Source organism: Kaarinaea lacus, from assembly GCF_975902315.1.
The window spans coordinates 1-9,028 of record NZ_CDLKIE010000110.1; the positions used below are offsets into that span (position 1 = coordinate 1).

The 9,028-nt window shown below is 43.1% G+C and carries 8 protein-coding genes; 3 read left to right on the top strand and 5 right to left on the bottom strand.

Going from position 1 to position 9,028, the window contains the following annotated elements; genetic code table 11:
• The 3 genes from ACWVCM_RS02770 to ACWVCM_RS02780 all read left to right on the top strand — a co-directional run.
• The coding region (locus tag ACWVCM_RS02770; protein ID WP_455200180.1) for a response regulator at nucleotides 1–973 on the top strand (973 nt) is incomplete at its 5' end.
• Nucleotides 974–1,182: 209 nt separating this feature from the next.
• Entirely contained in the window at nucleotides 1,183–3,171 is a 1,989-nt protein-coding gene (gene asnB / locus ACWVCM_RS02775) for an asparagine synthase (glutamine-hydrolyzing) (protein WP_455200181.1), read from the top strand.
• Nucleotides 3,172–3,620: 449 nt separating this feature from the next.
• Nucleotides 3,621–3,830 carry a cold-shock protein gene (locus ACWVCM_RS02780; RefSeq protein ID WP_455200182.1) on the top strand — a complete coding sequence of 70 codons (210 nt, stop codon included), beginning with the start codon at nucleotides 3,621–3,623 and terminating at the stop codon, nucleotides 3,828–3,830.
• 86 nt (nucleotides 3,831–3,916) lie between these two features.
• Here ACWVCM_RS02780 and mutM read toward each other — a convergent pair whose 3' ends face one another.
• Genes mutM through ACWVCM_RS02805 form a run of 5 tightly spaced genes read right to left on the bottom strand, consistent with a single transcriptional unit; the run spans nucleotide 3,917 to nucleotide 8,761 of the window.
• Nucleotides 3,917–4,732, bottom strand: coding sequence for a bifunctional DNA-formamidopyrimidine glycosylase/DNA-(apurinic or apyrimidinic site) lyase (gene mutM / locus ACWVCM_RS02785; RefSeq protein ID WP_455200183.1), 816 nt, complete (start codon nucleotides 4,730–4,732; stop codon nucleotides 3,917–3,919).
• A gap of 18 nt (nucleotides 4,733–4,750) precedes the next feature.
• Nucleotides 4,751–5,623: a DUF4340 domain-containing protein gene (locus ACWVCM_RS02790; RefSeq protein WP_455200184.1), complete on the bottom strand. Its 873-nt coding sequence runs from the start codon at nucleotides 5,621–5,623 to the stop codon at nucleotides 4,751–4,753.
• Nucleotides 5,624–5,645: 22 nt separating this feature from the next.
• Nucleotides 5,646–7,025 carry a GldG family protein gene (locus ACWVCM_RS02795; protein WP_455200185.1) on the bottom strand — a complete coding sequence of 460 codons (1,380 nt, stop codon included), beginning with the start codon at nucleotides 7,023–7,025 and terminating at the stop codon, nucleotides 5,646–5,648.
• 15 nt (nucleotides 7,026–7,040) lie between these two features.
• Nucleotides 7,041–7,790, bottom strand: coding sequence for an ABC transporter permease (locus ACWVCM_RS02800; protein ID WP_455200186.1), 750 nt, complete (start codon nucleotides 7,788–7,790; stop codon nucleotides 7,041–7,043).
• Entirely contained in the window at nucleotides 7,787–8,761 is a 975-nt protein-coding gene (locus ACWVCM_RS02805; RefSeq protein ID WP_455200187.1) for an ABC transporter ATP-binding protein, read from the bottom strand. The genes ACWVCM_RS02800 and ACWVCM_RS02805 overlap by 4 nt, the downstream gene beginning before the upstream one ends.
• Nucleotides 8,762–9,028: the final 267 nt, after the last annotated feature.

Genomic DNA, 9,028 nt, shown 5'->3' on the forward strand with positions numbered 1-9,028 from the left:
ACTGTTCACTCCTTTTTCACAGGCCGATACCTCTACAACGCGCCAATTTGGTGGATCGGGCCTCGGCTTATGCATTTGTAAGGAGCTTGTGACAAGTTTGGGTGGTGAGATTAAATGTCAAAGTCGTAAGGGAATTGGTAGCCGTTTCTTTTTCACCATAAACCCAGGACACATCGCGGATGACTTGTGGGTTAATAGTTTTCAAACCGGCTCTGTTGAAACTTCCAGTTCAGGCGTAACTATCGAACCAGATTCTATCACTGGAAAAATTTTGCTGGCAGAAGATACACCGGACAACCAGAAATTGATATCAATGTATATCAAGCGCGCGGGTGCTACCCCGGTTGTAGTAGAAAATGGTAAACAGGCACTGGATATGGCACTGTCTGATGAATTTGATCTTATTTTAATGGATATGCAAATGCCGGTAATGGGCGGAGTAGATGCCACAGCAAAATTACGCGCAAGCGGATATTCCAGACCGATTGTTGCGCTTACAGCAAACGCGCTAAAAGAAGACAGGGAGCAATGTCAGCGGGCGGGTGTTGATGATTACTTAACTAAGCCGGTAGATTTAAACCGCTTTAACAGTGTATTAAAACGGTATTTAAAACCAAAAGCTTTTCCATCGCCAGCGCACGACTCGAGTAAGATTAGCCCATCGACTATGGATTTTTCCGAGGATCCAGAATTTCAAGCATTGCTACAGCAATTTGAAGACGAATTGCCCGGCAAACTGGTTAATATACAAACTGCAGCTGACAAAATGGATTGGTTAGAATTAAAAAATCTCGTTCACAAGTTGAAAGGACTGGGAGCCAGTTTTGGCTACCCGGAGGTGTCAGATATTTCTGCGCAGATTCAAACCAGCATTGCTAAAGAATTATTTGATGCTATACCAGGTCTTGTAGAACAACTTATGGGCAGTTGCAAGCATTGTTTTCCTCCAAACAAACTCACTTCAAATTTTTGACTATTAGTGTAAATAATCCAGATTATTTGCCTGTCCATTGCTAGTTATGCAAAGAATTAATCACTTTCGCAACTAGCTCGAATTCAACTATTCGTTGCGATCCGACTGGAAAGCCCTAAGTAAACTGGTGTCGCCAGTAATTTCGAGGGGTACTGTTATCAGGCGCCAAATTACGTTATCTTTTTGCTATCTGGATACAGGCAATAGTTATGTGTGGAATTAGTTTTATATACAGCTCGGTCAACGAGAAACTGGACAAGCAATCCATTGAGTGCATGGCTGCGAGTATTGAGCATCGTGGACCTGATGCGAAAAACTGCATTATCAATCGGCATGCCGCCTTGGGGCATACCCGATTGAGTATTGTGGATATTAAAGGTGGGAGTCAGCCCATGGCCTCTGCAGATAAGCGTTTTACCATTATCTACAATGGCGAATTATATAATTACCATCAGTTGGAAGGTGAGTTACGCAGAAATGGTTTCCTGTTTAATAGCCATTCTGATACCGAAGTCGTGCTGAATATGTATATTCGATATGGCGAGCAATGCGTTGGCTATTTGCGAGGTATGTTCAGTTTTGCCATTCATGACAACGAAACGGGTAAATTATTTGTCGCCCGGGATCGCCTCGGTATAAAGCCTCTGTATTATTTCTGGGACGGTGAAGTTCTGGTTGGCGCTTCAGAAATGAAAGCCATTTTTGCCAGTAAACTGGTTGAACCTGAGTTTAATTTACATTCCATTGCCAATTATTTTAAGTACCAGTTTTCTGTGGCTCCCTATACACCCTTTAAGCACATCCTTGAACTGGAACCAGGTTACGCAATGGCGATTGAGCCCGGCGGGTCGCCACGGCTAAAACAGTACTGGGACCTGGAGTTTCCTGAGGACGGTGAATATGAGGAGCGGGGGGAATCGCAGTGGGAGAAACTTTTTCAAGATGCCCTGGATGACTCCATTATCTCGCATATGATTGGCGATGTCCCCATAGGCGCCTATTTGTCCGGTGGTATCGATTCAGCAACCACTACTTATTTGCTGAATAAACATTACAAGAATGAAGTACAGAGTTACACAATTCGTTTTACTAATATAGCAAACGATGAATCTGCAATATCGCGTGCTATTGCTGGTCATATCCATGTCCCCAATACTGAGTTAATTATTGATGATGATCGGCCCGGCGGATATTTAGGGATATTTGAACAGGCAATTTATCATCTGGAACAGCCACAACGTGTTGCAGTGGATATTCCGCACTTCATGCTGTCAGGTTTAGTGCAGGAAAAAAACTACAAAGTCGTTTATACCGGCGATGGCGCCGATGAAATATTTGGCGGTTACGATTGTTACCGGCAGGATATGGTTCGAATTTGGGGTAACGAAAAAGAAAATGAGCAACAACGGGAAGAGTTTTATTTAACTAACTTTACCGATAGTTTCTCCGATCAGCACATGCGTATGTTGTTGCGGTTACACGCACCAGAAGCACAGCAGGCGACAATCAACAAATACGGCTGCTATCCTGCCTGGTATGATACCTGGCAGATATTAAATGAAGTTGGTAATAAACTGCTATCGGATCAAACTAAGGCACAGTTGAAGGACAATCACCAGATTACTGAATTGGCTGAGCGAATGAAGCCACAGTTAAAAAACCGTCACCCACTAAATCAATCACTCTATATAGAGACGAAAACACGTTTACCGGGATGGATTCTCTGGAAAAGTGATCGATTAAGCATGGCGCATAGCGTTGAGGCACGTGTGCCATTTATGGATCATCAATTGGTAGAATTTGCCGCACAACTACCGCCCTGGCTGAAGCTAAACGGTATGGATGAAAAATATATTTTGCGAAAGATAATGATGGGGCATTTACCGGAACACCCTCAGTCGTTTAAAAAACGAGCGTTTTATACACCGATTAAGGAATGGTTCTTTACTGAAGACAAAATCAAGTCACTTCGTCCATACCTGTCGATGGAAAAAATTGAAAAAGTGGGGATCTTTAATTCCACAGCCGTTAATGAAATGATGGCAGAAATTACCTCGCAGCCTGTTCCAGTGACCTATGATGACTGGTATTCATTAACGAAACTGGAGTGGGGTCTTATGATTGTACTAACGGTGCAAATTCTTCACGTGTTGTTCATTGAGAAACAGGCGCCGTGTTTCAAACTTAATTTAAGTTGAAAAGGCGACTCAAAGATGGTGTTAACCAAGAATTACAGAATATAACAGCCCCCTCAGTAACAACAGAACATTGAAACTGGACAAGCGAAAATCCACTTCTTTGGAAGGTAAATAAAAAACGATTTGAAGTTGTTAAAGAAGTGACGAAATTTGTTACCGATCAGTTTGTTATGCGACTTAAATAAATTACATACCCCCATTCACGATTTTTAATATTTTTATTCTGTTTGTTTATCGATCTATATAGCATCTTAATAGAATAAATACTATACTACAATACACTGCAGTATAAGACGTAATTCACGCTGAATTGTCCTGCAAGATTTTTCTAGTAAATTCGTTGACTTACTGCATGCAATAATAATTATGTCTATACAGTATAAAACCTACAAAATAGCAACTTAGACAACAAAAGTAGTAAAAATAGTTATAAATCGGGGGTAAGATCCATGGCTGAAGGTAAAGTCAAATGGTTTAATGAAGCTAAAGGATTTGGTTTTATTGCGCCTCAGGATGGCACAGAAGATGTTTTCGTTCACTACACTGCAATAATGGGTACCGGCTTTAAAACTTTGGAGGAAGGGCAAAACGTTACCTACGAACCAGTAGCCGGGCCAAAGGGCTGGTCGGCTAAGGATGTAACACCATTAACATCATAGTACGCTTAAGCACTCTCTAAAAACTACGTAAGAAATACAAATAACCCCGCCCTGAGATGGCGGGGTTATTTGTTTGCAAGATATATTTATTTTTGACAATGAGGGCAGTAGTAACTTGCCCGTTGCCCCTGGCGAATGAGTTTTATTGACGTTTTGCATATTGGGCAAGGTTGACCTGCTAAACCGTATACATTCAATTTTTGACGAAAATAACCGGGACGACCGTCACCGCGTGTGAAGTCTCGTAATGTTGTGCCGCCATCCTTGATTGCATTACTCAATACAGATTTTATTGCATTTACCAGTTTAAGCATTCGTGCCTGGCTAATTCGATTTGCCGCAATCGTTGGTCGAATCCCTGCAAGAAACAATGCTTCATTGGCGTATATGTTTCCAACACCAACGACAATATGTGAGTCCATGATGAATTGCTTGATTGCCAGTTTGCGATTTCGCGAAATGTCATACAGATAGTCACCGGTAAATTCTTCTGCCAGGGGTTCAACACCAAGCTCTTTCAATAGCTTGTGTTGCAAGGCGTCACGGCTGGTCCACAATATTGCACCGAAGCGTCTGGGATCTCGGTAACGTAACAAGGTGCCATTTACAAAGAGGATATCAACATGGTCATGTTTTTCCACAGGTGTGTCATGAGCAACAACTCGCAAACTGCCTGACATCCCTAAATGAATGATAAGAGTGCCGGTTTGTGTGCTTAGCAGTAGATATTTACCGCGGCGCATAACGTAATGAAATTTCTGTCCCACTAATTTTTTATTTAAATTTGCAGGAATCGGCCAACGCAACTGGCGTTGTCGCACTATGACACTTTTTACAGGGTGTTTGGTGATATGCGAAGCAATACCACGGCGAGTGGTTTCAACCTCGGGTAATTCTGGCATGGTGAACTGGTAAAGGTTTTATTCGAGTGTCGGCGGTGCTATATGTAAAAGCCTTTCACCGATACTGCTGTTGACATAGTATCGAACACCCCAGTCTTTATTTGTAATTATAAAATCCTGGTCAGTTGACTCAACAGTCAGGTGGATTGGTAGCTCTGCCTTTTCGAGATAAATAGTCACTGGCGTGACGTCTGAAGAGTGGTCTTGCCTGTCAGCCAGAGCAACGCGCAAGGCTTGGGCATAGCGCCACTCATCAATGTATTCATTGATGGTATCTTGCGAGATTACTTCACTGGCTGGTGATGATTGCCACTGTCCATCCACTTTTTTGATGACTTTGTCCGGTAAATGGATCTCCGCTACTGATTTATCCGCTGGTAAAATATCAAGATTGGCGAGCATAAGTGGTGATCCAAAGCTGTATTGACTGAAACGATCGTTAATTAGATGTACTGTAGCATCTACTAGTACATAGCGCCGTTGATCTATGGGTTCTGTTTTCCCAAATTTGACAATTGTTTGATCCAGCGCAATTTCCCAGCCAGGGGGATTTAATCCCAACTTCGCCAGGTTGCCCGATTTTATCTGATATTGGCGAAAACTGTTAGTGTTTAGTAGATCAAGAATCTGATTTACCTTTATCGGATTGGCAGGCATTTCCACAGGCTTTGTCAGATACCAGATAATTCCCTGATCTAAAGGGCGTTTTTCCACAGAAAAGTAGACTTTATCCGCTTTGGACATAGTAATGTTATGAACCGTATTAACATCAACCTGGGTTAGCAGGACGGCATCCGGTTCGGGCGTTGTAAATGGATCAAGCCATATAATAAGTACTAGCCCGACGATCGCCAACAACAGTATCAGGTTAGTAGTGAGAGGATTTTGCATAGCTTTTAGCAAAAAAAAGAATTTAACGTTTGCGCCTTTTCAGCCAGATAAGCGTTCCGGTAGCCCCAAGCAACAGCGGTAACAGGATGAGAAATCCAAAAGCAAGTATGGCTTTGGCAGTTGATGTCAATGCAATATCTAAATCTGGCGAACTCCTGGCAGGTATAGCGATAAACCGATCATCGTGTGCTAACCAGTTCGCGATGTTTAGGCCGAGCTTAAAGTTGCCACCGTTACCCAGGTAAGTATTTGATAAAAAATCACCATCACCAATAACAACAATGCGTTGTTTCTTCCTTGCTTCCGGGTCTTGCGCCGCATCGGTTAGTGAGGTATCGATCTCACGGGTGATAGCAACACCAATCATTAAAGGTCCAGGTATGTCGCTATCTTTGTTGAACTCTATTTGACCTGCCAGCTCACCAGTTTCTGACCAGGATCGTGGCGTTGTTTGCAGGATAACTGAGTGTTGCCATTTATCGGTGGGATTGATTTTAATCCCCCTGGCTTGAGGAAAGATGGTTACTGCGGTGAAATCACCGGTCAGTGGATGCTGGGAGTACTGGGATACAATAGCAAATCGCGGATCATTAATGCCGAGTAATTGTGTGTTGGGATCTACGATGATACCGTGCAGAAATTCCAGGTCCAACAGTTCCGCAATAGCCTGCAACTGGTAAATCCTGTCCGGCTCAACCAGCCACAGCAGGTTTCCACCTTCTTCAATATATTGTTGTATGGCTTTTATTTCACCGGGCAAATAGTCAAGCTGTGGACTGGCTATAACAAGTGCAGCTGTATTTCGTGGAACAACTGGAGTATCGGCCAGATTAAGGCTGCGAATTTTTATGCCTTTAGCCTGTAATTGTTTTCCCCAATCACCCATATCATGATTGGCAATGCCTTCCGGCTTGCGTTCGCCATGACCTTCAATAAACAATAACCAGCGATCTTCATTGCGGGCAATGCGTTGAATGGCATTGGTAATATTCTGTTCCGAGGGTTGTGTCACTTGTTCCTGGCGCTTGTTCAGCTCGATGACTAGTTCACCATTAACGCTAATGCCCAGCTCACGAACCAGATCAGGCTCCAGTTCTGGATTTACATACTGTATCTTGATGTTCGGTCGGACACGTTGATAGCGTCGCAGGAGTTCATTAATTGGTTTCCTTATATTCTCTTCTTCCGTCGCATATACAGTAAAGACAGGTAATTGATCCAGCGTTTCCAAAAGTGCTCGACTGGCATCCGACAGGGTATTCCGCTGATTCGAGGTCCAGTCCACTTCAATAGTATAACGCTGACTAATAAAAGCTGTGAGGCCAACGATGGTGAGGAATAATAAAATGAATGTGGAATTTTGAATCCGGAGTTGAGAACGTAATTTTGGCGTGATCTTCATTAACCAATTCCACAATTAATGTTGCAGGCGTTCTGCATTCAGTCTGCGTACGCTAAGCACCAGAAAGACCGTAATAAATAACAGGTAGTAAACAATGTCTGCTGAATTGAATATTCCGCGCAACAAAGCCTGGTTATGATTAAGCATGGAAAAATAGGAGAGCACACTATCCTGACCTCCGGTTTTTCCAGCAATATCTATAATCCACAACAGCAGCAACACGCCAAAAGTGCTAACAGCGGCAACAGTTGGTTGCCTGGTTAATGTCGATAAATAAAGACCAACGGCGGAAAAGCTGCACAATAATAAAAACATGCCCAGCAATCCTGAAATCATTAAGCCGGCATCGATGGTACCGGCAAACATCAATGAAAATGGCATTAAACAAATCATTAGCAGTATCAGTATTAGAAATCCCAAAATGCCCAAAAATTTGCCCAGGATGATTTCAGTTACCGACACGGGTGCGCTCAATAACAGGCTGAGGGTTTTACTGCGTCGTTCTTCGCTAATCAGGCGCATTGATATTAATGGCACAACCAGCAGCAATACAATAGCTACTGTCGAAAATAAGGGTGCGACGACGATACTGGTTATACCGGGTGCATTGGGCAAGGTTGCGAGTTGTGGTTGTATCTGTACAAAATAGTCGAGGTAAATCAGAAAAAAGTAGGCAATGATAGCTTGTACTACGGCCAGGATTGCCCAGGCCATGGGCGATAGAAATAGAGTTTTCAACTCTTTGCTGGCAATGGTTAAAATCACGCAGCGTGGTCCTTTGCTGAACCGGATGCATTATCGCCGACTTTTTCAGAGGTAGTGATATCAACGAAGATTTGTTCCAGGCTGCGTTTCTCTGGTGTAAGTTCTGTGAGTCGCCATTTTTGTTGCACTGAGGCTTTAACAATAGATTCGGCCGGGTTTTGCTGCTCCGGTTCAAAGTAACATTTGAATCGGTTGTTATCCAAAGCTTCGACGGATGTAACGCCTTCCAGGGCTTCTAGCTCAGTTAGTGAGGGCGGATTTGCTAATACTATGATGACACAGGATTCATGCATATAGTGATCTAATCCTTCTACCGTATCACTTAATACAAGTTCCCCTTGATTGATAATCTGTACACGATCACAGGTGGTCTGTATCTCCGGTAAGATATGTGACGAAAGAATAACACTATGTTCCCCGCCCAGTTCGCGAATGAGCTGGCGAATTTCACGAATCTGGATCGGATCCAGGCCCACCGTCGGTTCATCCAGAATGACAACGGCGGGTGAGTGTATGATGGATTGCGCGATTCCCACTCGTTGCTGGAAGCCTTTTGACAAATTTCCGATTAAACGTTGACCGACTTCGCTTAATCCACAACGCTGTTTGGCGGAGTCGACAGCATTGGCCATCCTGCTATGGTTAATACGATGAAGCTTTGCACAAAATCGCAAATATTCATCGACAGTAAAGTCTCGATAGAGGGGAGGTTGTTCGGGTAAAAAACCGATGTTTGCCTTGGCTTGTTTGGGATTCTCCAATATATCGATGCCATTGATGACAATTTCACCCTCGGACGGTGCCAGATTGCCGGTGAGCATTAACATAGTGGTTGATTTTCCAGCACCGTTTGGGCCAAGAAAGCCCAACACCTCACCACGTTTTACCTCAAAACTGATGCTATTCACCGCACGGGTCGTTCCGTAAAAGCGGGAGACATCTTTTACACTCACAAATATGTCGTTTTGCATACTTTTTGCTTTATAAATTGGTAAGTTCTCTATTATCTGAACAATTTCTCAGCAGATGGTATGGATTACTCTATGCTTGAAAAAGAACCATTGTGGTATTGGTTGAGCCGTTCGCAAACAGGGTAACGCGGGTAAAGTATATGCAATTGTCGTTCGCATTCACAACCGTTTCACAGGGAATAGCAATCATCGGAATATTTTAGATGGAATTACAGTATTGTGAAAAATTTGATTATGACAAATCCAAGGTGGAAGAACGCCTGGCAT

What these genes read in the sequence shown, in the direction of transcription:
- asnB (WP_455200181.1), top strand. Translation starts at nt 1,183, where the DNA reads ATGTGTGGAATTAGTTTTATATACAGCTCGGTCAACGAGAAACTGGAC.
- ACWVCM_RS02780 (WP_455200182.1), top strand. Translation starts at nt 3,621, where the DNA reads ATGGCTGAAGGTAAAGTCAAATGGTTTAATGAAGCTAAAGGATTTGGT.
- mutM (WP_455200183.1), bottom strand. Translation starts at nt 4,732, where the DNA reads ATGCCAGAATTACCCGAGGTTGAAACCACTCGCCGTGGTATTGCTTCG.
- ACWVCM_RS02790 (WP_455200184.1), bottom strand. Translation starts at nt 5,623, where the DNA reads ATGCAAAATCCTCTCACTACTAACCTGATACTGTTGTTGGCGATCGTC.
- ACWVCM_RS02795 (WP_455200185.1), bottom strand. Translation starts at nt 7,025, where the DNA reads ATGAAGATCACGCCAAAATTACGTTCTCAACTCCGGATTCAAAATTCC.
- ACWVCM_RS02805 (WP_455200187.1), bottom strand. Translation starts at nt 8,761, where the DNA reads ATGCAAAACGACATATTTGTGAGTGTAAAAGATGTCTCCCGCTTTTAC.